Here is a 24,694-nt window from a genome sequence, read left to right as displayed (position 1 = left end):
GGCGGCCGGGTCAGATGGTCGACTGCGTCGACTTCGGCATGTGCAGCGGGATGAGGTCGCGCGGCGGCATCGGCGTCGTGCCCCGCACGACGACGACGCTGCGGAACAGCTCCTCGATGTCCGCGGAGTCCTCGGGTCGGTCGGCGGCCTTGCCGGCGATCACCCCGCGGAGGAACCAGCGCGGGCCGTCGACGCCGACGAACCGGGCCGCGCGGACGCCGTCCGTGACGCCGGCGCCGCCGACGACGGGGACCTGTGCGCGGAGCTCGGGGCCGAAGGGGCCGTCGACCTCGGTCACGACACCGCCCTGCTGCTCGATCTGCTCGGCGATCTGCGCGCGGATCTCGTGCCAGAGACCGGTGGTCCGCGGGGCGGCGAACGGCTGCACCTGCAGGGTGGACTCGTCGAAGTCGAGCCCGACCGCGACGACGCGCTTCGAGTCCTCCTCCACCTCGAGCCGGAGGTGCAGGCCCTCGCGCGGCAGGATCTTCACGCCGCCGAGGTCCACGTAGGGGCGCACCAGGTTCGCCTCGGTCTCGTCGAGCGGGCCGTTCTCGCTGCGGTCGGCGGGGGCGGACTTGTCGGTCGACTCGGTGGCGAGCACCTCGTCCAGCCCGGCGTCGGCGTCGTCGGCGAGTTCGATCTCGGGCGTCGGCCCGGCCACCTCGACGTCGTCAACCACGGCCTCGGCGACCTCGACCTCGTCGCGCTTGCGTCGTCCGATCCTCATGACCGCGTCCCTTCTCGACCCTGTTCGTGCATGTCGACGGGCGTCGCCGCGCCGTCGTGTCCGTCGGTGCCCGCGTCCCGTCGGGCGTCCCCCACGCCGTAGACGCCCGGGTGCCCGCCCTGGTCGTCACGGTAGCCCGACGAGCCGAAGCCGTCCTGGCCGCGGACGCTCTCCGGCAGGTCGGCGACCCGTGTGAACGTCACCCGCGGGACGGGGAGGACCACGAGCTGCGCGATGCGGTCTCCGACCTGGACGGCGTAGGGCTCGGTGGCGTCCGTGTTGAGCAGAGCCACCTTGACCTCGCCGCGGTAGCCGGAGTCGATCGTGCCGGGGGCGTTGACGATCGTGATGCCGTGCTTCGCCGCGAGCCCGCTCCGGGGCACCACGAACCCGACGTGTCCCTCGGGGAGGGCGATCGCCACACCGGTCCCCACCAGGCGCCGCTGTCCGGGCGCGAGGACGAACGCCTCGGCCGAGACGAGGTCGGCCCCGGCGTCACCGGGTTTCGCGAAGACGGGAGCGGCATCCCCGGTCCAGAGCACGTCGACTGCATCGGTCACGAGTCGAGGGTAGTGCAGACCGTGACCGATCCGTGACCTGGCTCGGAGCACGCAGCGATGCATGGTCGAATGGAGGGGTGACCGTGTACCGCGAACGACTGTGGGCGCCGCCCGCCCTGTACCTGGCGACGGCGCTCGTCGTCCCCGCGAGCCTCCTCGTGTTCCTCCCCATCAGCGTGACGGCCGGTGTCGTCGTCGCGATCGGGATGGAGCTCGCCGTGCTCGTGCTGCTGTGGGTCCTGGCCCCCGTCATCGAGGTGACCGAGACCGAGTTCCGTGCGGGCCGGGCACACCTGCCCCGCACCGCGGTGGGTGCCGTCGAGGGCTTCACGGGCGCAGCCGCCACGAGCCAGCGCGGCCCGCAGCTCGACGCGCGGGCGTGGACGCTCTTCCGCGGCTACGTGCACGGCGTGGTGAAGGTCGAGGTCCGCGACGACGCCGACCCCACGCCCTACTGGCTCGTGAGCGTGCGGCACCCGGATGCCGTCACCCGCGCACTCACCGGCTCCGCCGCCACCCCCGGCAGCGACCGGCGCTGACGCCTCGCCGGGGCGGCGCCAGCAGCCCGACGCAGGACCTGCCGACGCGCAGGACCTCCTGACATGCAGGACGGCCCGCATCCGACTGGATGCGGGCCGTCCTGCACTCGGCAGCGTGCGCCGGCGCTCGTCGCCCTACAGAGCGGCGCACTCCATGCACACGGGGCCGAGCTTCGTCTCGTGGTCGAGCTGCGAGCGGTGCTTCACGAGGAAGCACTCCACACACGTGAACTCGTCGACCTGCGGGGGGAGGACCACGACGTCGAGGTCGACGTCGCTGAGGTCCTGCCCGGCGAGTTCGAAACTGCCGGGGTTGTCGGAATCGTCGTCGACGACCCCCGACATCTTGTCGGGAACGCGCTCCTTGAGGGCCTCGATCGACTCCGAGTCAGAGTTGTCGTCGGTCTTCCGAGGGGCGTCGTAATCGGTGGCCATGCCCATCCATTTCTCGTATCGAGAGGGTCGTCGCCGGAATCGGCGGCGACAGTTTGCACCACGGCCCGTCCGAGTGCAAACCGGAGCGAGGGGCGGTGCGTTCTGGCCGTGCAACCCGGCGCACGTCTGCGCCATTCCCGGAGTCGACGACCTGCGCGCGGCACGCCGTGCGCCTCCCCGGAAACTGCCCGGACGGCCTGCATACTCCTCGGGTACGACGCACGACCGTACGCAGGCAGCGGAAGGCGGAACCATGCAAGACGTGAGAGTCATCGGAGTCGAATCCGGGTCGCTCCTCCTCGCGACCGACGGCGGGACCGAGTTCCGGCTGCCGGTCACGGCGTCCCTCGCGGGTCAGGTCCGGCAGGCGAACCCCGAGTCCGGTCCGCAGAAGCGCGTGTCGCCGAAGGACGTGCAGGCGCGCATCCGCAGTGGCGCCGACGCCGCGGACGTGGCCGCCGCGCTCGGGGTCGAGGTTGACTACGTCCGGCGCTTCGAGGGCCCTGTCCTCGCCGAGCGCGCGTTCATCCTCGACGCCGCCCGACGCGTCGGCGTCACCCCGGTCGACGACGCGTCGCCGGACACCTTCGGCCCGGCCATCACCGCCCGGCTCGAAGCAGGCGACGCCACGGACATCGCGTGGTCCAGCTGGAAGCACGTGGAGAACGGCTGGCAGGTCCAGGTCCGGTACACCGCGGCCGAGGTCGAGCACGACGCGCAGTGGCGCTTCGACCCGAAGACCGCGACGCTCGTGCCGGACAACGGGGACGCCCACCGGCTGTCCCACACCGAGGACGAGGGCATCGCTCCCCGACTCCGCGCCGTCGAGTACGAGCGCCAGGACGAGGACGGCACCCGCTTCGACTCCGGGGCCTTCCACGTCGAGGAGCCGGCCGCCGCGGACGAGACCACGGCCGCGGAACCCGCCGAGCGCGCTCCGCTCCGCCCGCCGCTCCCCCGGATCGGTACCGCCTACGTCGAGGAACGCGCGCCCGGCAACGAGACCGCCGACCTGCTCGAGGCGCTCCGTCGTCGCCGCGGTGAGCGCGAAGCCGCCTCGTTCCCCGAGCAGCAGGACGCACCGCGCGGTCCGGCCGTCGGCGTGGTCGACATCCCCCTGCACGGCGCGGACGACTCCGACACCGCCCCGCAGCCCGAGGCCCGCCCCACCGCCACGAGCGACGGCGACGCGCGCCAGGACCGGCGCAAGCGCAACCGCCGCGCGATGCCGAGCTGGGACGAGATCGTCTTCGGCACCCGTCCGGACGACGACACCGTCTGAGCCCGCGCCGCCGACCGACGCAAGGCCCGTCCCACGTCGTGGGGCGGGCCTCCCGTCGTCCCGTGATCGAGTCAGGGTCCGGGTCCGCTCGGGTGCTACCGCTGGGCGAACGCCCCGGCGAGCCGGAGCGGTACGAGCAACTCGTCGTCGCTCATGGCCCCGTGCTGGCCGACCATCCGCCCCGGTTCGATCCCGGCGCGGACGTCGCGGTCGTCGTTGAAGGCCCACGAGCCACGGGCGACGAGCAGGACGTCGCCGATGCGCGGGAGCACCTCGGACGCGACCGCACCGAACCACCCGGCTGCCACCGCCTCGTCCCGGCTCGCCACGATCGCGCGCTTGCCGAGGGAGGCCCGGAAGGCCTCGACCAGGTCCGGCACGTCCGTCCCGGGGGCGACCGTCAGCTGTCGGCAGCGCGGGTCCCCGGCGACGCCGACGACGTCCGTCAGCAGGTCCGGGTCGAGCGACACGTTCGACTCCGGCGGGACGTCGAGCACGCCGTGGTCCGCCGTCACGAGGACACCCACGTCGGGTCCGACGCGTGCCGCCAGGCGGGAGACCTCGGCGTCGACCAGCTCGAGCGCCGCCGTCCACCGGTCGGACTGCCAGCCGTGCTTGTGGCCGATCGAGTCGAGTTCGGGCACGTAGAGGTAGACGAGCTGCCGACCGGAGGCGGTGGCCTCGATCGCAGCGTCGACCCGGGCGGGGACGGTGTCCGCCGACACGAAGCGCGCGCCGCCGAGCACGTTGGCGGTCATCCCGGAGGACCGGTAGCGCCCCGGGGCGACGACGACGGGCTCGACGCCGAGTCCGTCCGCCGCGGTGAACAGCGTCTCGGAACGGAGCCACCCGGCGGGGACCTCGTCGTCCCACCCGCTGAGCAGGTTCATAACCCGCTGCCGGTCGGGGTCCCAGCCGCTGTAGCCGACGACGCCGTGGGTCCCGGGCGGGCGGCCCGTGGTCAGGGTCGTCAGGGCCGCGGCGGTCGTCGTCGGGAACCCGCTCCGCAGCCGCTTCTTCGTGGCCGTCAGGAAGCGTGCGTGGCCGGCCCGTGCGGCGAGGGCGTTCGCGCCGAGGCCGTCGACGAGCACGACGACCGCGGAACGGGCGGGGCGGAGGGGGATCCGGGCCTCCAGGCCGCGCGCCCGGAGCCAGTCGTCGTCGGCCGCGCCGAGTGCGACCAGGCAACTCGGCAGCACGTCGGCGAGGTTCGCGGTGTCGTCGGGGGCCGTCGGTACGCTGGTTGCCACCCCACCACTCTCCCAGAAAGGTGCCATGGCACGCACGGACGTCGTCGGACTGCCCGACGGTGAGCGCATCGAGGAGGTCGACGTCTCCGAGGAGATGCAGGGCTCCTTCCTGGAGTACGCGTACTCCGTCATCTACTCACGCGCTCTCCCGGACGCCCGCGACGGCCTGAAGCCGGTGCAGCGGCGGATCCTGTACCAGATGGCCGAGATGGGTCTCCGGCCGGACCGCGGCCACGTGAAGAGTGCCCGCGTCACCGGCGAGGTGATGGGCAAGCTGCACCCGCACGGCGACGGTGCCATCTACGACGCGCTCGTGCGCCTCGCACAACCGTTCACGATGCGCGTCCCGCTCGTCGACGGACACGGCAACTTCGGGTCCCTCGACGACGGCCCCGCCGCGGCGCGGTATACCGAGGCCCGGCTCGCCGAGCCGTCGATGGCGATGACCGAGGGGCTCGGCGAGGACGTCGTCGACTTCGTGCCGAACTACGACAACCAGATCATGCAGCCGAGCGTGCTGCCGGCGGCGTTCCCGAACCTGCTCGTCAACGGCGCCTCGGGCATCGCGGTGGGCATGGCGACGAACATGGCGCCGCACAACCTCGGCGAGGTCGTCGAGGCCGCGAAGCACCTCCTCATGCACCCGCAGGCCACCCTCGACGAGCTCATGGAGTTCGTCCCGGGCCCCGACCTGCCCTCCGGCGGCACGATCGTCGGGCTCTCGGGTGTGCGGGACGCGTACGCCACGGGCCGCGGTAGCTTCCGGACGCGGGCCAAGGTCTCGGTCGAGAACCTCACGCCGCGCAAGTCCGGGCTCGTCGTCACCGAGCTGCCGTACCTGGTGGGTCCGGAACGGGTCATCGAGAAGATCAAGGACGGGGTCCAGGCGAAGAAGCTCGTCGGCATCTCCGACGTCAACGACCTGACCGACCGCAACCACGGTCTGCGGCTCGTCATCGGCATCAAGTCCGGCTTCAACCCCACGGCGGTCCTCGAGCAGCTGTACAAGCACACCCCGCTCGAGGAGAACTTCGGCATCAACAACGTCGCCCTGGTCGACGGATCGCCGCGCACGCTCGGCCTCCGCGACCTGCTCGACGTCTACGTGCGGCACCGCCTGTCCGTGGTGACGCGGCGCTCCGAGTACCGGTTGGCCCGTCGTCGCGAACGGCTGCACCTGGTCGAGGGGTTGCTCATCGCGATCCTGGACATCGACGAGGTCATCCAGGTGATCCGGACGTCCGACGACTCCGAGGCCGCGCGCAGTCGCCTGCGGGACGTGTTCGACCTGTCGGAGGTGCAGGCCGAGTACATCCTCGAACTGCGCCTGCGACGACTCACGAAGTTCTCGCGCATGGAGCTCGAGGGCGAGCGTGACCAGCTGCTCGCCGACATCGCCGCGCTCGAGGAACTCCTCGCGTCCGACGACCGCCTGCGCAGCCAGGTCGCGACCGAGCTGAGCGAGGTGTCCGACCGGTTCGCCACGCCCCGCCGCACCCTCCTGACCGAGGCCGACGCCCCCGTCCGCGGTGGCCGGAAGGCCGCCGTCGACCCCGAGTCGCTCCAGGTCGCCGACGCTCCCTGTCGCGTGCTGCTCTCCACGACCGGGCGGCTCGTCCGCGTCGACATCCCCGCGGCCGAGTCCGGCATCGTGCACGTCCCGAAGCGGTCGAAGCACGACGCCGTTCGCTCCACGGTGGTGAGCACCGTGCGCGGGCAGGTCGGCGCCCTCACCTCGACCGGCCGTGTGCTGCGCTTCTCCCCCGTCGACGTCCCCGCCGTGCCGCCCGCGTCCGTGCGGCTCGACGCCGGCGTCCGCGTCACCGACTACCTGGGCATCCCGAAGTCCGAGACCGTCGTCGCACTCGTGTCGCTCGACGCCGCCGTGACCGAGTCGCTCGCGATCGGGACCGCGCAGGGCGTCGTGAAGCGCGTGGTGCCCGGCGCGTGGCCGGACAAGCCCGAGGTCGTCGCGATCGGGCTCAAGCCGGGCGACCGCGTCGTCGGTGCGACCCAGGCACCCGAGTCGGACGACCTGGTGTTCATCACCTCGAACGCGCAGCTGCTGCGTTTCCCGTCCGCCGCCGTCCGCCCGCAGGGGTTGCCGGCCGGCGGTGTCGCCGGGGTGTCCCTGGCCGCCGGCGCGTCCGTCATCTGGTTCGGATCGGTCGCGCTGACCGAGGACTCGGTGGTCGCCACCGTGTCCACGACGTCGACCGCCCTGCCCGGGACGGACGCCGGACGGGCGAAGGTGTCCGCGCTGACCGAGTTCCCGGCGAAGGGCCGCGGGACCCAGGGGGTCCGGGCGCACGCGTTCCTGAAGGGCGAGGACGGTCTGACCGTGGCGTGGGCGGGCGTCGCTCCGCCGCACGCGGTCGGGGCGGACGGTGCTGCCCGGACGCTGCCGGACTGGCTGTCGAAGCGTGATGGCTCCGGCAGTCCGCTCGACGCCGAGGTCGTGACCATCGGTGGGAGCGCGGCGGCCGTCGACGGGATTCGCGGCGAGGCCTGAGCCTCACGCGCGCTGAGCGCACACGAGCGTCGCAGCAGGGCGCACGCCAGCGTGGCCGCACCGGGACGGACAGGAGGCGCGGGGCCGGGCCGCCCCGCGCCTCCTGTCCGGCAGGGCGCCGTCAGGCGTCGATGCGCTCGCGGTCCAGACCCTCGCCGGCGAGGATGAACTCCTTGCGCGGGGCCACGTCGTTCCCCATGAGCAGCTCGAACACCTTGGCCGCCGACTCGGCGTCCGACACGTTGACGCGTCGCAGGGTGCGGTGCGCACGGTCCATCGTGGTCTCGGCCAGCTGGTCGGCGTCCATCTCGCCCAGGCCCTTGTAGCGCTGGATCGGCTCGAGGTACTTCTTGTTCGAGCGCTCGAGCTTCTTGAGGAGCGTCGTCAGCTCCTGCTCGGAGTAGGTGTACAGCGTGTCGTTCGGCTTGCCGCGGTTGACCACGACGACCCGGTGCAACGGCGGCACGGCGGCGAACACCCGGCCCTGCTCGATCATCGGGCGCATGTACCGGAAGAAGAGCGTCAGCAGCAGCGTCCGGATGTGGGCACCGTCGACGTCGGCGTCGGACATGATGATGACCTTGCCGTAGCGGGCCTGGTCGAGCTCGAACGTGCGCCCGGACCCCGCACCGATGACCTGGATGATCGACGCGCACTCGGCGTTGGAGAGCATGTCCGACACCGACGCCTTCTGGACGTTGAGGATCTTCCCGCGGATGGGCAGGAGCGCCTGGTACTCGCTGTTGCGGGCGAGCTTCGCGGTACCGAGTGCCGAGTCGCCCTCGACGATGAACAGCTCGGTCCCGTCGACGTCGTTCGAGCGGCAGTCGGCGAGCTTCGTCGGGAGCGACGAGTTCTCGAGCGCGTTCTTGCGGCGCTGCGTCTCCTTGTGCGCCCGGGCGGAGATGCGCGTCTTCATCTCGGCGACGACCTTCTCGAGCACGACCGCGGCCTGCGCCTTCTCGGTGCGCTGCGTCGAGGTGAGGATCTCCGTCATGCGCTTGGCCACCACGGAGTCGACGATCCGGCGGACGGCCGGCGTGCCGAGGATCTCCTTCGTCTGGCCCTCGAACTGCGGCTCGGGCAGCCGGACGGTCAGCACAGCGGTGAGGCCCGCGAGCACGTCGTCCTTCTCGAGCTTGTCCTGCCCGACCTTGAGCTTGCGCGCGTTCGCCTCGACCTGGGCACGGACGGCCTTGACCAGACCGGACTCGAACCCGGCCTGGTGCGTGCCGCCCTTCGGGGTGGCGATGATGTTCACGAAGCTCCGGAACACCGTCTCGTACCCGTCGCCCCACCGCAGGGCGACGTCGACCTCGCACGTGCGCTCGACCTCGGTGGACACCATGTGGCCCTTGTCGTCGAGCATCGGCACGGTCTCCTTGAACGTGCCGGAGCCCTGGATGCGCCAGACGTCGGTCTTCGCCCCGTCGACGGCGAGGTGCTCGACGAACTCGCCGATCCCGCCCTCGTAGCGGAAGCGCTCGACGACCGGCCCCTGCTCGACCGCCAGGGCCGGCGCGGTGTCGGTCGCGGGCCCGTCCGTCCCGGTCCCGTCGTCCGTCGTCCCGGACGCCGCGGCGCCGGCAGTCGACACCGCCAGGGCCGCACGCTGGGCGGCCGCCGCGATCGACGCCGGACGAGCGTCGGTGATGGTGAGCCCGAGTCCCGGCACGAGGAACGCGGTCTGCCGCGCGCGGTTGACGAGGTCCCCGGTGCTGAAGGCCGCGTCCTTCGTGAAGATCTGTCGGTCCGCCCAGTAGCGCACGCGCGTCCCGGTCACGCCCTTCTTCACCTTGCCGACCACCCGCAGTTCGCTCCCCGAGGTGAAGGGTGCGAACGGGGCGTCCGGCCCGATGCCCCGGGAGTCGTCGAACACGCCCGGCTCGCCCCGGTGGAACGACATGGCGTACGTCTTGCCGCCGCGGTCCACCTGCACGTCGAGTCGTTCGGACAGCGCGTTGACGACCGAGGCGCCGACGCCGTGGAGGCCGCCCGAGGCCGCGTACGACCCGGAGCCGAACTTGCCGCCGGCGTGCAGCTTCGTGAACACGACCTCGACCCCGGTCAGCCCCGTCTTCGGCTCGACGTCCACCGGGATGCCGCGCGCGACGTCCGACACCTCGACCGACCCGTCGGCGTGCAGGGTCACCCCGATCTCGTCCCCGTGTCCGGCCAGGGCCTCGTCCACGGAGTTGTCGATGACCTCCCACAGGCAGTGCATGAGCCCACGCGAGTCCGTCGAGCCGATGTACATGCCGGGACGCTTCCGGACCGCCTCGAGTCCTTCGAGGACGGAGAGATGCCGTGCGGAGTAGTCGGAGCTCACGTGATCAGGGTACCGAGCCGCACCGACACCAGTGGGCCGCACGAGCGGTGCGCCTCGGCGAGGGGACAAGCGCTCCGCGCTCAGCGAACGAGCCGGTCAGGATGCACGGCATCCAGGCGGGACGTGTTGGAATGGGTGCATTCACCGCACCGTACTGCGATCCGTGAGGAGCACAGCAATGACCCAGACCGTGCAGGACCTCTCCGTCGACGAACTCAACGACAACCACCAGCTCACCGCGGCCGACCGCTGCGACAGCTGCGGTGCGCAGGCGTACATCCGCGCCACCATGGCCAGTGGTGAACTCCTGTTCTGCGCCCACCACGGCGCCGAGTTCAAGGACAAGCTGGCAGCCATCGCCCTCGAGTGGCACGACGAGTCTTCGCGACTCCACGAGTCCAAGTAGGCGGCACCGCCGCGACGCACCGGAGGCCCGGTGCCGGTCCACGAGACCGGCACCGGGCCTCCGGTGCGTCGTCCTGTCGTACAGACGCTGCCTGTCGTACAGGCGCTGCCTGTCGTACGGGCGCTGCCTGTCGTACGGGCGCTGTCCGTCGGCGGGATCAGGTGATGCGCTTGAACGCCTTGTCGACGTAGCGGTCGACCGTGGCACTGGCTTCGCGGGCGTACCGGTCGATCGTCGCGGTGCGCTCGGCGTCCGGTGCGTACGTCCGTCCGAGGCGGGCGGTCGCCGCGGCGAGGACCGCATCCGTGAGCTGCGGGTTGAGCGGCAGGATCGGCCCCTGGGTGTGGGTGCCGAACGACGTGCCGGCGATCGCGCCCTCGACCGGTGCACCGGCCTGGTTGCCGCCACCGGACACGACGTCCGCGAACGGTTCGACGCCGTCGGCCAGCTCGATGCGCGCAGCGTGGTCCTCGAAGCCCGCGAGGCGCGTGGAAGCGCCGGGGAGCAGCGGGTACCGGGTCTCGAGCACGAAGTAGTTGACCCGGCGCTCGGCACCGCGGACGGCGCGGGCGTCGAACACCCCGAACCCGTCGACCGGGGCGCCCTCGGTCGGCACGACCTGGTTCGTCGCGAGGTCGAACCCGCCGCCGACCGCGACGACCGGCACACCGGCGGCGGCGAAGTCGCGCAGCGGCGCACCGACGCGGGTGACGTCGGCACCGAGCGACCGCATCGCGCTGAGCGGTCCGTTGCCGACCAGCACGACGTCCGCGGACGCGGGGAGCGTGTCGCCCGGGGCGTACTCGACGACCTCGGTGTCGATGTCGGCCGCAGCGGCGCGACGGACCAGGGCCGCGACGTTGCCGCGGTCCCCGGAGACCCCCATCTGGCGCGGGTACACGTGCAGGATGGTCAGGCGATCGGCCGTCATGCGGTCTTCTCCAGGTCCGGGTGGCCGAGGGCCTTCCGGGCGATCATCATGATCTCGTAGTTGACGATGAAGTTCTTCGTGCCGGTCGTCGTCGCCCCGAGGCCCTGCATGTGCCGGATCGCGGACTCGACGTCGGGTTCGACGCGGCCGATGCGGACGCCGGCGTGCTCGAGGGCGATCGCGATCTGCCAGGCCTTGTCACCCGACACGACGTCCACGTGGTCGAGCTTCGAGAAGTCGATGTCGTAGATCCACGAGATGTCCGGGGTGCCCTCGTCGATCGCCATGAGCACCTGTTCCGGGTGCGCGGGCAGCGCGTCCAGGTTCAGCTGCAGACTCGCGGCGTTCTTGAACATCGTGAACTCGGCGGACTCGCCCGCGATCGGCAGACGCTCACCACGTCCGTACGCCGGCTTCATCCGCTGGAACGCCTTCGTCACGGCGTCGGCACGGAACTGGGCGCCGAGCGCGGCACTCGCGGTCGCGGTCGCCGCCGCGGCGTCGACGGCGTAGTGCAGGCCGCGAGCCGGCAGGCGCACCGGCACCTCGTCGCCGTCGAAGGCGATGGTCGCGCCGTCGCCGGTGAACACGACGACCTCGGCGTCGGCCGTCGTCTCGGCACGGTCCGTCCCGGCGACGAAGTCGTCGGCGTTCTGCAGGCCGTTCGGCGCAGCGGCCACGACCTCGGAGCTCGCACCGAAGCGGAGCACGCGCTGACCGTCGACGGGGGTGTAGGCGTCCAGGAACTGGTCGTCGTGGTTCGTGATGACGTTCGCGGACGACAGCGCCGCGGTGTCGAGCATCATCGTGGCGACGCGCTCGGTCTCGAAGAACCGGTAGAGCTGGTCGACCTGGACGTTGAGCATCGTCACCGTCGACGGCGACAGGATGCCCGCCAGTTCGACGGCGAAGGCCTCGTCCACCTCGAGGATGCCGATGTCCGCCTTGAGCTTGCCGGTCAGCGACACCTCGGACAGGAGCGCGGACGCGATCCCCTGCGGCAGGTTCGCCCCGGACGGGTTCGTGAAGACCCGGAGCCCGTGCGCACGCACGATCTCCGAGATCATGTGCGTCGTCGTCGATTTGCCGTTCGACCCGAGGACGAACACGACGCCGTTCGGGAACTGCCGCGTGACGTGCTGCAGGAAGTCCGGCACGAGCTTGAGGACGATGTAGCCCGGGTAGGCGGATCCGCCGCCCCGCGCACGAGCGAGGGCACGGAGGATCCGCCCGACCAGGATCGGGATCGCGAAACGCACGGGCGGCCTACTCGAGGTAGTCGCGGAGCGACTGCGACCGGGACGGGTGGCGGAGCTTCGCCATCGTCTTCGACTCGATCTGACGGATCCGCTCGCGCGTGACCCCGAACGTGTCGCCGATCTGGTCGAGGGTCTTCGGCTGGCCGTCGCCGAGGCCGAAGCGCATCCGGATCACGCCGGCCTCGCGCTCGGACAGGGAGTCGAGCAGGCTCTCGAGCTGCTTCTGCAGCATGGTGAAGCCCACCGCGTCGGCCGGGACGACCGCCTCGGTGTCCTCGATGAGGTCACCGAACTCCGAGTCGCCGTCCTCGCCGAGCGGCGTGTGCAGCGAGATCGGCTCGCGGCCGTACTTCTGCACCTCGACGACCTTCTCGGGCGTCATGTCGAGCTCGCGGGCGAGCTCTTCCGGCGTGGGCTCGCGGCCGAGGTCCTGCAGCATCTGCCGCTGCACCCGGGCGAGCTTGTTGATGACCTCGACCATGTGCACCGGGATGCGGATGGTGCGGGCCTGGTCGGCCATGGCACGGGTGATGGCCTGACGGATCCACCACGTCGCGTAGGTCGAGAACTTGAAGCCCTTCGTGTAGTCGAACTTCTCGACCGCACGGATCAGGCCCAGGTTGCCCTCCTGGATGAGGTCGAGGAACTGCATGCCGCGGCCCGTGTAGCGCTTCGCGAGCGAGACGACGAGACGGAGGTTCGCCCCGAGCAGGTGCGACTTGGCACGCTGACCGTCACGCGCGACCCAGCGGAGTTCGCGCTCCTCGGGCTTCGAGAGCCCGGTCGAGTGCTGCAGCTTGTCCTCGGCGAACAGGCCGGCCTCGATGCGCATCGCGAGCTCGACCTCCTGCTCGGCGTTCAGCAGCGCGACCTTGCCGATCTGCTTGAGGTAGTCCTTCACCGGGTCCGCGGTGGCACCCGTGATGGTCGTCGAGTAGACCGGCGCCTCGTCGTCGTCGGTCTGCGAGATGACGAGCGCACCCGCGGCGACCGCGGCGGCTTCGGTCGAGGGCTTCGCACCCGACTCGTCCTCGGCGTCCTCGGCGACCTCGTCGGTGGTCTCGGCCGTGTCCTCCACGACCTCGACCGGGGCGTCGTCCTCGACGTCGCCGTCCTCGTCGTCGGCGGCGGCGGTCGCCTTCTTGCCCGCGGCCTTCTTCGGGGCCGCCTTCTTCGGCGCGGCCTTCTTGGCGGCGGTGGTGGTCCTGGTGGCGCGCTTCTTCGGCGCGACCGTGCCCTCCGTCTCCGTGGCGTCTTCCGCCACGGCGCCGTCGGGCGTGGTGTCCTTCGTGGGATCGACCGTCGTGCTCCGGGCAGCCATGCGATCACCTTCCTCGTCGTGCCACGTTCCTGGGGTCGTGGCCTTCCCTCGCCGCCCAGGGCCACCGCCGCGGTCCCCCACGTCGTCTGGTCCTACCGTTCCGGGCAGCACTAGGACCCATGTCAAGTCCCCCGACGTCGGACGTGGGGAACCCGAAAGGGTCCGTGGTCATTATTGCACGCGCTGTTTCCGCAGGCGTGCAACCAGTGCAACCCACAGCGGTCCCACCCGTATTCCGTCCTCGGCGTGCAGACGGGCGCGGGTCCGGCGACGGGCGGACAGGAGCATCACGACGCCGAACCCGACGACGACGTACTGCACCGTCATCGCGACGCGGAAGTTCTGCCACGCGAACGTGTCGGTCCCGGAGGCCGAGGCGAGGACGTCGAGCAGCGTCCCGATGGCGAACATCATCACGAAGGCCGCCAGGAACCCGCCGACGTTCACGACGCCGTTCGCCGATCCGAGCGACCCGACGGGGTTGAACGACCGCGCGAAGTCGAAGCCGATGAGGGAACCCGGGCCACCGACGCCCATCGCCACGACGAGCAGGACGAGCAGCCACGTCGGCGGTTGCCCCGGCCAGAGCAGCACCGCGGTCCAGACGACGCCCAGGGCGGTGACGATCCCGAGCACCAGGTTCGACCGGCGCATCGGGAAGCGCGCGCACAGGAGTCCCAGGACGGGCCCCGCGACGAAGCCGACGACCACGATGACCGTCAGGAAGCTCGCCGCCTCGGTCGGTGAGTACCCGAGCCCCCGCAGCATGGGGACGCCCCACAACAGGCTGAACACGGTGCCGGAGGACTGCGTCACGTAGTGCGACCAAAACCCGAGCTGCGTGCCCGGCCGACGGAGGGCGTGCCCGAAGGTGCTGAACGCGGCACCCCACGAGTGCGGGATCGGGATCGTGTCCGTGCGCACCGCGACCGGCCCCGCGCGGACGAAGACCACCGCCAGGACCAGGCCGACCGCACTGGCGACGGCTGCGACGCCGAACGCCGCGTCCCACCCGACGGAGTGCAGGAGCAGGGCGAACGGGAACGCGGAGACGATCTGGCCGATCTGGCCGAGGTTGCCCGTCCACTGCGAGATCTGCGGCAGTAGCGTCCCGCTGAACCACATCGGCAGCAGTCGCATCACCGAGATGAACGTCATCGCGTCGCCCGCTCCGACGAGCACGCGCCCGATGACGGCCGGGCCGACGGTCGGTGACACCGCGACCACGGCCTGCCCGACCGTGAGCAGCACCGCCCCGAGGAGCACCAGGCGGCGCGGACCGACGCGGTCGAGCGCGATCCCGACGGGGATCTGCAGTCCGGCGTAGACGGCGATCTGAACGACCGCGAGCGTCGACAGCACGGCGGCCGACACGGCGAAGCGGTCCTGCGCGTCGACCCCGGAGACCCCGAGGGACGACCGCTGCACGACCGCGAGGACGTACGCCAGGACGGCGACGCCCCAGACGACGAAGGCGCGGCGGGAGTTCACCCGACCAGGCTAGCCACCACGCGGGCACCGTCCGCGCGGGCGGACGGTGACCCCTGGCCGACGTCAGTCGTCGTCGGCGGTGCGACGGTCCGCGAGGAACCGTTCGAGTTCGGCGGCGATCGCGTCCGCCGTCGGCACCTCACCGTCGGCGCCGGTCAGCGGGGAGGCCACCGGGTTGCCCTCCATGTACGTGTCGTGGCGCTGCTCGAGCGCGCCGACCAGGCGCTGGAGTTCGGCGTTGCCGGCGACCTGCTCGTCGACCCGGGACAGGAACTCCCGACCCTCCTCGCGGAGGGCGTCGGTCGGGAAGATGAGCCCGGTCGCGGCCGAGATCCCGGACAGGGCGGCGACGGCCGCGTCGGGGTACTCGGTGTCCGCCAGGTAGTGCGGGACGAGCAGGACGAGCCCGGTCACCTGCTGCCCGAGCTCGGCGAGGCGGTGTTCGACCAGGTGCAGGACGTTCGCCGGCGCCTGCGTCTCGGGCTTCCAGACGCTCATCGACTCGACCAGGTCCGCGCGTGTGCCGGACACGGTGGTGCCGATCGCCCGGGTGTGCGGCACCGGCATCGGGATCGCCTGCACCCAGGTGGTGTCGGCGACCTGCAGGTCCTCCGCGAGGTCGACGACGGCGCGGACGAAGCGGTTCCACTGGAAGTCGGGTTCGTAGCCCGACAGGAAGAGGAACTGCTGGCCCAGCTCGTCGCGCACGAGGTGCAGGGTGAGCCGGGGCGGCTCCACGGCGGTGATGTGGTCGTGCTCGAACGTGATCACCGGGCGGCGGGCGCGCCAGTCGAGCAGGACGTCCGGGTCGAACTCGGCCACGAGCTGCGACTCGAGGGAGCCGGTGATCGACGTCGTGATCTGCGCCACCGCCGAGCCCGCGTCCGCGAAGCCCGTGAGGGCGGCGACGAGGTGCAGCCCGGCGGGCACCGTCGGGGCGGACTCGTCGAGCGTGTAGAGGTCCTCGGGGTGGTTCACCCGGCCAATGCTAGGCGGGCCCGCCGACGCGGCCCGGACCGCCGCCCACGCCGACAGCGAACAGGCCGTCAGAGCACCGTCAGTAGGCTGGTGTGATGGTCCGACCGACGCTCTCCACCACCTCCTCCTCCCCCGCCTCCGTCGACGCCGACGTCCTCGTCGTGGGTGTCCGCCCCGGCACCGACGGCGGCCCCGCCACCCTCGCACCGACCGCCGTCGGCCCCGTCCCCGGCCTCGAACAGCTCGACCTGGAGGCCGTGGGCGCCACCGGCGCGAAGGACCAGCTCGTCCGCATCCCCGGTGGTGCCGCCGCCGGGATCGCCGCCGCCGGCGTCGCCCTCGTCGGGCTCGGGAGTGCGACCGGCACCGCCGCCGTCCGCTCCGCCGCGGGCAGCGCCGTCCGGCAGCTCCCGCACGTCGGCTCGATCGCCCTCGCGCTGCCCACCGAGGACGACGACGCCGTCGCCGCCGCGCTCGAGGGCGCGGCCCTCGGCTCGTACGCCTTCACCCGGCACAAGGGCACCGGCACCACCGGTCCGGTCCGCGGTGACCAGCGCATCACGGTCCTCGCCCCCGCATCGGTGGACGCCGACGCGACCGTGCGTCCGGCCGTCGTGGCCGAGGCGGCATCGCTCGTACGCGACCTCGTGAACACCGCCGCCGGCGACCTCGGTCCGTCGGACGTCGCCGACGTCGCGGCCGCGGTCGCCGAGGGGCTGCCCCTCACGGTCGAGGTCCTCGACGAGACGGAGCTCGAGCAGCAGGGCTTCGGCGGCATCGCCGGGGTCGGTCAGGGCTCGGTGCGGCCGCCGCGACTCGTCGTCGTCCGGTACGAGCCGGCCGGTGCGGCGAAGCACCTCGCGCTCGTGGGCAAGGGCATCACGTTCGACACCGGCGGCCTCTCGCTGAAGCCCGCCGCGTCGATGCTCGGCATGAAGACCGACATGACCGGCGCGGCGACCGTGCTCGCCGCGACGGTCGCCGCGGCACGCCTGGGTCTCGACACGAAGATCACGGCCTGGCTCTGCCTCGCCGAGAACATGCCGTCCGGGTCTGCGATCCGCCCCGGCGACGTCCTCACCCTCAAGAACGGGAAGACCGTGGAGGTCACCAACACCGACGCCGAAGGACGCCTCGTCCTCGGTGACGGGATCGCGGCGGCCTCGCTCGAGCAGCCCGACGCGATCGTCGACGTCGCGACGCTCACCGGCGCGCAGATGGTCGCCCTCGGCGACCGGACGACCGGTCTCATGGGCAGCGACGCGTTCGTCGCGCAGGTCCGCGCGGTCGCCGACGCCGTCGCCGAACCGGTCTGGCCGATGCCGATGCCGGAGGAGCTCGACGGCCGGCTCGCGAGCGACGTCGCCGACATGGTCAACGCCACCGTCGGCCAGACCGCGGGCGGCATGCTCCTCGCCGCCAAGTTCCTCGAGCGCTTCGTCGGCACGACCGCCGACGGCGCGACCATCCCGTGGGCGCACCTCGACATCGCCGGCCCGTCCGAGAACCGCGGTGCCGGGTACGGCTGGCTCGGCAAGGGCGCGACCGGCGTGATGGTCCGGACCCTGGTCGCACTCGCAGAAGACCTGCAGGGCAAGTAGTAGGTTTGGTTCCGGCGGGGCCGCCGCGTCAGCGTGCTCCCCGCCGGAACTGACGGGACGGGACCGGTACAGACGGTCCGACCGCCGGACGCCGCCGCGCGGTGTCCACCGGGACGGCGTCCAAGAGACACCAAGCCGCCCCTGACACGCACGAGGGAGTTGCACCAGGTGACGGAACAGACTTACGACGTCGTGGTCCTCGGTGGCGGCAGCGGCGGCTACGCCGCAGCGCTCCGGGCCGCCGAGCTCGGCATGAGCGTCGCGCTCATCGAGGGAGACAAGCTCGGAGGGACGTGTCTGCACCGCGGCTGCATCCCGACGAAGGCACTGCTGCACTCGGCCGAGATCGCCGACGGTACCCGTGACGCGGAGAAGTACGGTGTCATCGCCGAGTTCACCGGCGTCGACGTGCCGAAGGTCATCGAGTACCAGCAGGGCGTCATCAACTCGAAGTACAAGGGCCTGCAGGGGCTCATCAAGGCCCGCGGCATCACCGTCGTCGAGGGGTGGGGCCGGCTGACCTCGCAGAACACGGTGCAGGTCGGCGACCAGACGGTCACCGGTCGCAACGTCGTCCTCGCCACCGGCTCCTACTCGAAGTCGCTGCCGGGCCTCGAGATCGGCGGCCGGGTCATCACCTCCGAGACCGCGCTCCGCATGGACTACGTCCCGAACAAGGTCGTCATCCTGGGTGGCGGCGTGATCGGTGTCGAGTTCGCCAGCGTGTGGAAGTCGTTCGGCGCCGAGGTCACGATCGTCGAGGGCCTGCCGCACCTCATCCCCGCCGAGGACGAGTCGATGTCCAAGCAGCTCGAACGCGCGTTCCGCAAGCGCGGCATCGAGTTCTCGCTCGGCGTCCGGTTCGACCACGTCGACCAGCACGAGAACGGCGTCGTCGTCACGCTCGAGAACGGCGCGACCTACGAGGGCGACGTCCTCCTGGTCGCCGTCGGCCGTGGCCCGGTCACGCAGAACGTCGGCTACGACGAGGTCGGCGTGGCCATGGAGCGCGGGTTCGTCACGACGAACGAGCGCCTCCTCACAAACCTGCCGAACGTCTACGCCGTCGGCGACATCGTCCCGGGCCTGCAGCTCGCTCACCGCGGCTTCCAGCAGGGCATCTTCGTCGCCGAGGAGATCGCCGGTCTCAACCCGGTCGTCATCTCCGACACGAACATCCCGAAGGTCACCTACTCCGACCCCGAGGTCGCCTCGGTCGGGCTCTCCCAGGCGAAGGCCGAGGAGCAGTACGGCGCCGACAAGGTCGACACCTACGAGTACAACCTCGCCGGCAACGGCCGCAGCCACATCATCGGTACGGCCGGTGCGGTGAAGGTCGTCCGCGTCATCGACGGCCCGGTCGTCGGCGTCAGCATGATCGGCGCGCGCGTCGGCGAGCTCATCGGTGAAGCCCAGCTCGCCGTGAACTGGGAAGCGCACCCGGAGGACGTCGCTCCCCTCGTGCACGCCCACCCCACGCAGAACGAAGCCCTCGGCGAGGCCTTCCTGCACCTCGCGGGCAAGCCGCTGCACGCGCTGTGATCGACACGCACGTGCGCACGACGAACACCACAACCACGAACCACGCCTGCGAAGAGGAGTCCACCCGATGAGCGAATCCGTCAACCTCCCGGCGCTCGGGGAGAGCGTCACCGAGGGTACGGTCACCCGATGGCTGAAGAACGTCGGTGACCGGATCGAGGTCGACGAGCCGCTGCTCGAGGTCTCCACCGACAAGGTCGACACCGAGATCCCGTCGCCGGTCGCCGGCGTCATCGAGGAGATCCTCGTCCAGGAGGACGAGACCGTCGAGGTCGGCACCCCGCTCGTGAAGATCGGAGACGGTTCCGGTGGTGCCGACTCCTCCGACCAGGGCGGTTCCGAGTCCACCGACGACGCGACCGAGGCGGTTGCACAGGAGTCCGAGCCGGAGACCGCGCCGAGCACGGAGCAGGACACCGAGGCCAAGGCCCCGGAGCCCACCGAGCCCGAGCCCGCACCGGCCGGTCAGACGCAGCCCGCGGCCCCGCAGGCTCCGTCCGCGCCGCCGGCGGCCTCGCCCGTGCCGCAGGCCGCTCCGGTCCCGCCGCCCGCCGCCGCCCCGCCGGCCGCGGTCCCCGCTCCGGCGAAGGCAGCCCCGGCTCCCGCGGCCGTCCCCGCCGCGGCCGCCCCGGCGTCGACGCCCTCGGCCGAGGTCCCGAACCCCACCACCAACGGTGCGGCATCCGGGTACGTCACCCCGCTCGTCCGCAAGCTCGCGAACGAGCAGGGCGTCGACCTGTCGACCGTCGCCGGCACCGGTGTCGGTGGCCGCATCCGCAAGGAGGACGTGCTCGCCGCGGCCTCGGCAGCGGCGGCCGCCCCGGCAGCGTCGGCGTCGACCAGCGCTCCGGCCCAGTCCGGTCCCTTCGTCGCCGAGGTCTCGCCGCTGCGTGGGACTCGGGAGAAGATGACCCGCCTGCGCAAGGTCGTGGCCGAGCGGGCCGTGCAGTCGATGACCTCGACCGCGCAGCTCACCAGTGTCGTCGAGGTCGACGTGACGAAGGTCGCGCAGTTCCGTGACGCGCACAAGGCCGAGTTCCTCGAGAAGACCGGTTCGAAGCTCTCCTTCATGCCGTTCTTCGCCCTCGCGGCCTCGGAGGCGCTCAAGGCGCACCCGAAGATCAACTCGACCGTCGACGGCGAGGAGATCGTCTACCCGGAAACCGAGAACGTCTCCATCGCGGTCGACACCGAGCGCGGACTGCTCACCCCGGTCATCAAGGACGCGGCGTCGCTCGACCTCGCGCAGTTCTCGACGGCGATCGCGGACCTCGCGGAGCGCACGCGCAACAACCAGCTCAAGCCGGACGAGCTCGCCGGCGGCACGTTCACGCTGACCAACACCGGTTCGCGCGGCGCGCTGTTCGACACCCCGGTCGTCTTCCTGCCGCAGTCGGCGATCCTCGGCACGGGCATCGTGACGAAGCGTCCGGCCGTGGTGAAGGTCGACGGCCAGGAGGCCATCGCGATCCGTTCGTTCGTCTACCTGGCGCTCTCCTACGACCACCGGATCATCGACGGCGCGGACGCGTCCCGGTACCTGGTGGCCGTGAAGAACCGCCTCGAAGAGGGCAACTTCGCTCCGAACCTCGGGTACTGACCACCCAGGTCGGACGGATACCACGCCGACGGCCCCGTCTCCCACCCGGGAGGCGGGGCCGTTCCGCGTCCCCGGCCCGGTCATCGGCCCCGACCCTGCGTGACGGCGACGACGAGACCCGCCACGACCACCAGCACGGTCACGACCGCACGGACACCGACCCGTCGGCCGGCGAGCGGCACGCCCGATGTCAGGACGTCCCGACACGCCACGAGCAGGCGGCCGACCGGCAGCGTTCCCTGCGTTCCCGGACGCCCGCCCGTCGCCGTGCCGTGGCGGTCTGCGGTCTCGAAGGCGTAGGGCAGCGGCGGCGGGTCCCACCGCACGGGACGCGGTGGTGCCGCCGCCCGGACCGCGCGGTCGAGCTCCACGAGGGCCGCGCCGCCGTGCGTCCGCGCCAGGGAGCACCGTTCGTCGATCCCGTCCGCACCCGGGCCCGCGATCCCGGCGTCCCGGGCGTCGACACGGTCCCAGACGGCACGGACCGCGAGCACGAGCGCCTCGACCCCGGGGAGTGACCCCGCGGGCTGCTGCCCGTCCGCGCCCGGAGGGCGGTCGACGAGCACGACCGCGCCCGCGTCGTCGACGACGACGTCCTCCACGCGGGCGGAGCCGAGCAGCAGCGCGCCGGCGTCCGCCAGCAGCGCGACCTCGAGCAGCGGGAGCGTGAGCGTCACGGCGACGCCCGGTGTCGGCGACCCGATGCGGTCCAGTGCCGTCGGCAGCGCCAGCCCGGACGGTCCGGCCGTCCGCACGACGAGCGCCCCGGTCTCGTCACGACCCACCTGCGCGACGGCGACGAGGTGGTCGTGCGCCAGGCAACTGCGGTCCGCGACCCACTCACAGAAGGCGTCCGAGGGCGTCGCGGTCCGCCAACAGCGGTCGGTCGGTTGTTCCAGGTCCACGGTGACCAGCGTGCCGGCGGTGAGGCGGGCCTCCCGTCCGCGACCAGGACCGGTGGACACGTCCCGTTCGCCCACAGCCTGAGGGCGGGCGGTCTCCGATCCGCGTGCCAGGCCGTATCCTTGACGGCATGGCACGCAGCAGTTCCTCAAGCACCCCGGCGAAGGAGCCCGGTCGTCTCAAGCAGATGTACCAGGTCTTCACCATGACGCGCCGGGCCGACCCGTCGTCCGTCTGGTGGTTCGCCCTCGCGTTCCTCGGTCCGGTCGTGGCGGGCGTCCTGTTGGCGCTGCTCCTGCCGGGTCAGAACTGGCTCGCGATCGTCCTCTGGATCCTCGCCGGCGTCCTGCTCGGCGTGCTGCTGTTCCTCATCGTGCTCGGGCGTCTGGCCGAGCGGGCCGCGTACTCGCAGATCGAGGGGCAGCCCGGTGCCGTCGGCGCCGTGCTGACGAACTCGCTGCGGCGTCAGTGGCGGTCGAGCGAGATGCCGGTCGCCGTCCACGGTCGCTCCCAGGCTGCGGTCTACCGCGCGGTCGGGACGCCGGGCGTCATCCTCATCACCGAGGGTCAGGTCGGCAACCTCACGCGCCAGGTCGAGGAGGAGCGCCGCAAGGTGGCCCGCATCGTCCCGAACGTGCCGATCCACGTCGTCAACGTCGGCGACGGTGACGGCCAGGTCACGCTGCACAAGCTGCCGAAGGCCATGAACAAGCACAAGAAGGCCCTGAACCGGAACGAGGTGCTGGCGGTGTCGAACCGACTCGACTCGCTGACGCACGGTCCTGCCGCGTCCATCCCGAAGGGCATCGACCCCACGCGTGTCCGAGCGGGTCGCCCGCGCTGACCGTCACCGCCGCGTCCCGATGCCCCCGGCCGTCCTGGTCGGGGGCATCGTCGTCCTCCGGCACCGGCCGGCCCGGACGGCACTGGCCGGCCCGGACGGCACTGGCAGGCTCGGATGGCACCGGCCGGCTCGGACGGCACCGGCCGACGAGGACCCGCGTCGTCAGCGGCGGACGAGCACCGTACCGGCAGCGCCGTCGTGGAGCGGACGGCCGTCCTTCGCGTGGATGAGCGCCGGGACGACGATGCACAGCAGCACGGTGCGGACCGCCGGGCGCCAGACACCGACGTAGCCCCCGCGGATCGGCACCACGCGCAGCCCGACACAGAGGTGCCCGAACGACCCCGACGCGAGCGCGATGAACAGGACCTGCAGCACGGCGAAGATGCCCAGCGTGATGAAGTTGCCCGCCGCGCCGTACGTGCCGATGACGAGGGAGACGAGCGAGGCCAACGCCCAGTCGATCACCAGCCCGAGGAACCGTCGGCCGAAGCCGCCCATGCTCCGCGGGCCCGACTCCGGCAGCCCCAGGACCTTGCCCGGCCACTCGGTCCGACCGGAGCCGGCTGCGGGCGGGGTGGACGGAGTGGAGCGGGCCATGTCCCCAGCGTAGGCGGTCGCCGGGTGCGTAACACGCTGGAAACAACGCAGTCACGTCCGGGAAACCCGGTGTCTCTAGCCTCGTCGGAGGGTGCCTCCTGGTTCCCTCGACACCACCCAACGCCACAGGAGACCGACTCGCATGTTCAGTGATTCCTCCGAGGTGCTCGCGTTCATCAAGGACACGGACGTCAAGTTCCTCGACATCCGGTTCACGGACCTCCCCGGGGTCCAGCAGCACTTCAACATCCCCGCATCAACGGTCGACGAGGACTTCTTCGCCGTCGGTCAGCTCTTCGACGGCTCCTCGATCCGCGGCTTCGCGTCGATCCACGAGTCGGACATGCAGCTCATCCCCGACGTGACGACCGCCTACGTGGACCCGTTCCGCGCGGAGCGCACGCTGATCATGGTGTTCGACATCTACAACCCGCGCAACGGCGAGATCTACGGCCGTGACCCGCGCCAGGTCGCCAAGAAGGCCGAGAAGTACCTCGCTTCGACCGGCATCGCGGACACGGCGTTCTTCGCCCCCGAGGCCGAGTTCTACATCTTCGACGACGTCCGCTACTCGGTCACGCAGAACGAGTCGTTCTTCTCCGTCGACTCGGAAGAGGGCGCGTGGAACACCGGCCGCGAGGAAGAGGGCGGCAACCTCGCCAACAAGACCCCGTACAAGGGCGGCTACTTCCCCGTCTCGCCGGTCGACAAGACGGCGGACCTGCGCGACGACATCTCGCTGAAGCTCATCGACGCCGGCCTCGAGCTCGAGCGCGCGCACCACGAGGTGGGCACCGGCGGCCAGCAGGAGATCAACTACAAGTTCGACACGCTGGTCCACGCCGCGGACGACATCCTCAAGTTCAAGTACATCGTCAAGAACACGGCCGAGCAGTGGGGCAAGGTCGCCACGTTCATGCCGAAGCCCCTGTTCGGTGACAACGGTTCGGGCATGCACACCCACCAGTCGCTCTGGTCGGACGGCACCCCGCTGTTCTACGACGAGAACGGTTACGGCGGCCTGTCCGACGTCGCGCGCTGGTACATCGGCGGCATCCTGCGGCACGCCCCGGCCCTGCTCGCCTTCACGAACCCGACGGTGAACTCGTACCACCGCCTGGTCCCGGGCTTCGAGGCCCCCGTCAACCTCGTCTACTCGGCGGGCAACCGTTCGGCTGCGATCCGCATCCCGATCACGGGCACGAACCCGAAGGCCAAGCGCATCGAGTTCCGCGCGCCCGACGCGTCCGGCAACCCGTACCTCGCCTTCGCCGCGCAGCTCATGGCCGGCCTCGACGGCATCCAGAACCGCATCGAGCCGCACGAGCCGGTCGACAAGGACCTCTACGAGCTGCCGCCCGAGGAAGCCAAGAACATCCCCCAGGTCCCGGCCGGCCTGTCGCAGGCGCTCGACGCGCTCGAGGCGGACCACGAGTTCCTCACGAAGGGCAACGTCTTCACCGAGGACCTCATCCAGACCTGGATCGACTACAAGCGTGAGAAGGAGATCCTCCCCCTCGCGCAGCGTCCCCACCCGTTCGAGTACGAGCTGTACTTCGGCGTCTGAGTTCCGCACACGAG

General features: G+C 71.4%; 21 protein-coding genes. 9 read left to right on the top strand and 12 right to left on the bottom strand.

The annotated features are described in order from the left end of the window. Positions 1-10: 10 nt before the first annotated feature. On the bottom strand, positions 11-730 hold the full coding sequence (locus DEJ32_RS01105) for a DUF3710 domain-containing protein (RefSeq protein WP_110825453.1): 720 nt from the start codon (positions 728-730) through the stop codon (positions 11-13). Next, positions 727-1,290: a dUTP diphosphatase gene (gene dut, locus DEJ32_RS01100; RefSeq protein WP_375232128.1), complete on the bottom strand. Its 564-nt coding sequence runs from the start codon at positions 1,288-1,290 to the stop codon at positions 727-729. Before dut ends, DEJ32_RS01105 begins: the two co-directional genes overlap by 4 nt. Positions 1,291-1,367: 77 nt before the next feature. Here dut and DEJ32_RS01095 point away from each other — a divergent pair, with 77 nt between their 5' ends. Beyond that, positions 1,368-1,829 (top strand): DUF3093 domain-containing protein, encoded by a 462-nt coding sequence (locus tag DEJ32_RS01095; protein ID WP_110825451.1) that lies wholly within the window; start codon positions 1,368-1,370, stop codon positions 1,827-1,829. Positions 1,830-1,964: 135 nt separating this feature from the next. Here the strand turns inward: DEJ32_RS01095 and DEJ32_RS01090 are convergent, their stop codons facing one another. Beyond that, positions 1,965-2,264 carry a DUF4193 domain-containing protein gene (locus DEJ32_RS01090; protein WP_110825450.1) on the bottom strand — a complete coding sequence of 100 codons (300 nt, stop codon included), beginning with the start codon at positions 2,262-2,264 and terminating at the stop codon, positions 1,965-1,967. Positions 2,265-2,526: 262 nt separating this feature from the next. Between DEJ32_RS01090 and sepH the strand changes: the two genes are divergently transcribed. Further along, entirely contained in the window at positions 2,527-3,546 is a 1,020-nt protein-coding gene (gene sepH, locus DEJ32_RS01085; protein WP_181420543.1) for a septation protein SepH, read from the top strand. Between the two features lie 95 nt (positions 3,547-3,641). Here sepH and DEJ32_RS01080 read toward each other — a convergent pair whose 3' ends face one another. Beyond that, complete coding sequence (locus DEJ32_RS01080) at positions 3,642-4,796, bottom strand: alkaline phosphatase family protein (RefSeq protein ID WP_258368861.1); 1,155 nt, start codon at positions 4,794-4,796, stop codon at positions 3,642-3,644. Between the two features lie 25 nt (positions 4,797-4,821). On the opposite strand from DEJ32_RS01080, the gene DEJ32_RS01075 reads away from it, so the two are divergent. Next, on the top strand, positions 4,822-7,308 hold the full coding sequence (locus tag DEJ32_RS01075; RefSeq protein ID WP_110900039.1) for a DNA topoisomerase (ATP-hydrolyzing) subunit A: 2,487 nt from the start codon (positions 4,822-4,824) through the stop codon (positions 7,306-7,308). Positions 7,309-7,429: 121 nt separating this feature from the next. Here DEJ32_RS01075 and DEJ32_RS01070 read toward each other — a convergent pair whose 3' ends face one another. Next, complete coding sequence (locus tag DEJ32_RS01070; RefSeq protein WP_110900038.1) at positions 7,430-9,637, bottom strand: type IIA DNA topoisomerase subunit B; 2,208 nt, start codon at positions 9,635-9,637, stop codon at positions 7,430-7,432. 178 nt (positions 9,638-9,815) lie between these two features. Between DEJ32_RS01070 and DEJ32_RS01065 the strand changes: the two genes are divergently transcribed. Then, positions 9,816-10,043 carry a hypothetical protein gene (locus DEJ32_RS01065; protein WP_110900037.1) on the top strand — a complete coding sequence of 76 codons (228 nt, stop codon included), beginning with the start codon at positions 9,816-9,818 and terminating at the stop codon, positions 10,041-10,043. Between the two features lie 157 nt (positions 10,044-10,200). Here DEJ32_RS01065 and DEJ32_RS01060 read toward each other — a convergent pair whose 3' ends face one another. The 5 genes from DEJ32_RS01060 to DEJ32_RS01040 form a co-directional block, all read right to left on the bottom strand. Further along, on the bottom strand, positions 10,201-10,974 hold the full coding sequence (locus tag DEJ32_RS01060) for a hypothetical protein (protein ID WP_110900036.1): 774 nt from the start codon (positions 10,972-10,974) through the stop codon (positions 10,201-10,203). Then, positions 10,971-12,233: a MurT ligase domain-containing protein gene (locus DEJ32_RS01055; protein WP_110900035.1), complete on the bottom strand. Its 1,263-nt coding sequence runs from the start codon at positions 12,231-12,233 to the stop codon at positions 10,971-10,973. The genes DEJ32_RS01060 and DEJ32_RS01055 overlap by 4 nt, the downstream gene beginning before the upstream one ends. A 7-nt stretch (positions 12,234-12,240) precedes the next feature. Beyond that, positions 12,241-13,554, bottom strand: coding sequence for an RNA polymerase sigma factor (locus DEJ32_RS01050; protein ID WP_110900034.1), 1,314 nt, complete (start codon positions 13,552-13,554; stop codon positions 12,241-12,243). 171 nt (positions 13,555-13,725) lie between these two features. After that, complete coding sequence (locus DEJ32_RS01045; RefSeq protein WP_110900033.1) at positions 13,726-15,045, bottom strand: nitrate/nitrite transporter; 1,320 nt, start codon at positions 15,043-15,045, stop codon at positions 13,726-13,728. Between the two features lie 63 nt (positions 15,046-15,108). Continuing rightward, complete coding sequence (locus tag DEJ32_RS01040) at positions 15,109-16,023, bottom strand: proteasome assembly chaperone family protein (protein WP_110825440.1); 915 nt, start codon at positions 16,021-16,023, stop codon at positions 15,109-15,111. Between the two features lie 95 nt (positions 16,024-16,118). On the opposite strand from DEJ32_RS01040, the gene DEJ32_RS01035 reads away from it, so the two are divergent. From DEJ32_RS01035 to sucB, 3 genes are all read left to right on the top strand, one after another. Further along, positions 16,119-17,624 (top strand): leucyl aminopeptidase, encoded by a 1,506-nt coding sequence (locus DEJ32_RS01035; protein WP_110900032.1) that lies wholly within the window; start codon positions 16,119-16,121, stop codon positions 17,622-17,624. Between the two features lie 168 nt (positions 17,625-17,792). Further along, positions 17,793-19,166, top strand: coding sequence for a dihydrolipoyl dehydrogenase (gene lpdA / locus DEJ32_RS01030; protein WP_110825438.1), 1,374 nt, complete (start codon positions 17,793-17,795; stop codon positions 19,164-19,166). Positions 19,167-19,233: 67 nt separating this feature from the next. Further along, positions 19,234-20,766: a 2-oxoglutarate dehydrogenase, E2 component, dihydrolipoamide succinyltransferase gene (sucB, locus tag DEJ32_RS01025; RefSeq protein WP_110900031.1), complete on the top strand. Its 1,533-nt coding sequence runs from the start codon at positions 19,234-19,236 to the stop codon at positions 20,764-20,766. A gap of 80 nt (positions 20,767-20,846) precedes the next feature. On the opposite strand, the gene DEJ32_RS01020 is transcribed toward sucB, so the two are convergent. After that, a complete protein-coding gene (locus tag DEJ32_RS01020; RefSeq protein ID WP_146234048.1) occupies positions 20,847-21,671 on the bottom strand; it encodes a hypothetical protein in 825 nt (274 codons plus the stop codon). 128 nt (positions 21,672-21,799) lie between these two features. On the opposite strand from DEJ32_RS01020, the gene DEJ32_RS01015 reads away from it, so the two are divergent. Continuing rightward, positions 21,800-22,513, top strand: coding sequence for a DUF4191 domain-containing protein (locus tag DEJ32_RS01015; RefSeq protein ID WP_110825435.1), 714 nt, complete (start codon positions 21,800-21,802; stop codon positions 22,511-22,513). A gap of 162 nt (positions 22,514-22,675) precedes the next feature. Here DEJ32_RS01015 and DEJ32_RS01010 read toward each other — a convergent pair whose 3' ends face one another. Beyond that, the gene (locus DEJ32_RS01010; RefSeq protein WP_110900029.1) at positions 22,676-23,113 is read right to left on the bottom strand and encodes an RDD family protein; all 438 of its coding nucleotides are present in this window, start codon (positions 23,111-23,113) and stop codon (positions 22,676-22,678) included. A gap of 142 nt (positions 23,114-23,255) precedes the next feature. On the opposite strand from DEJ32_RS01010, the gene glnA reads away from it, so the two are divergent. Continuing rightward, positions 23,256-24,680, top strand: coding sequence for a type I glutamate--ammonia ligase (glnA, locus tag DEJ32_RS01005; protein WP_110825433.1), 1,425 nt, complete (start codon positions 23,256-23,258; stop codon positions 24,678-24,680). Positions 24,681-24,694 lie beyond the last annotated feature (14 nt).

The organism is Curtobacterium sp. MCPF17_046 (assembly GCF_003224295.1).
Taxonomy (GTDB): domain Bacteria; phylum Actinomycetota; class Actinomycetes; order Actinomycetales; family Microbacteriaceae; genus Curtobacterium.
The sequence above is the reverse complement of the archived record's forward strand: the minus strand, read 5'-3'. Positions and strand labels throughout refer to the sequence as shown.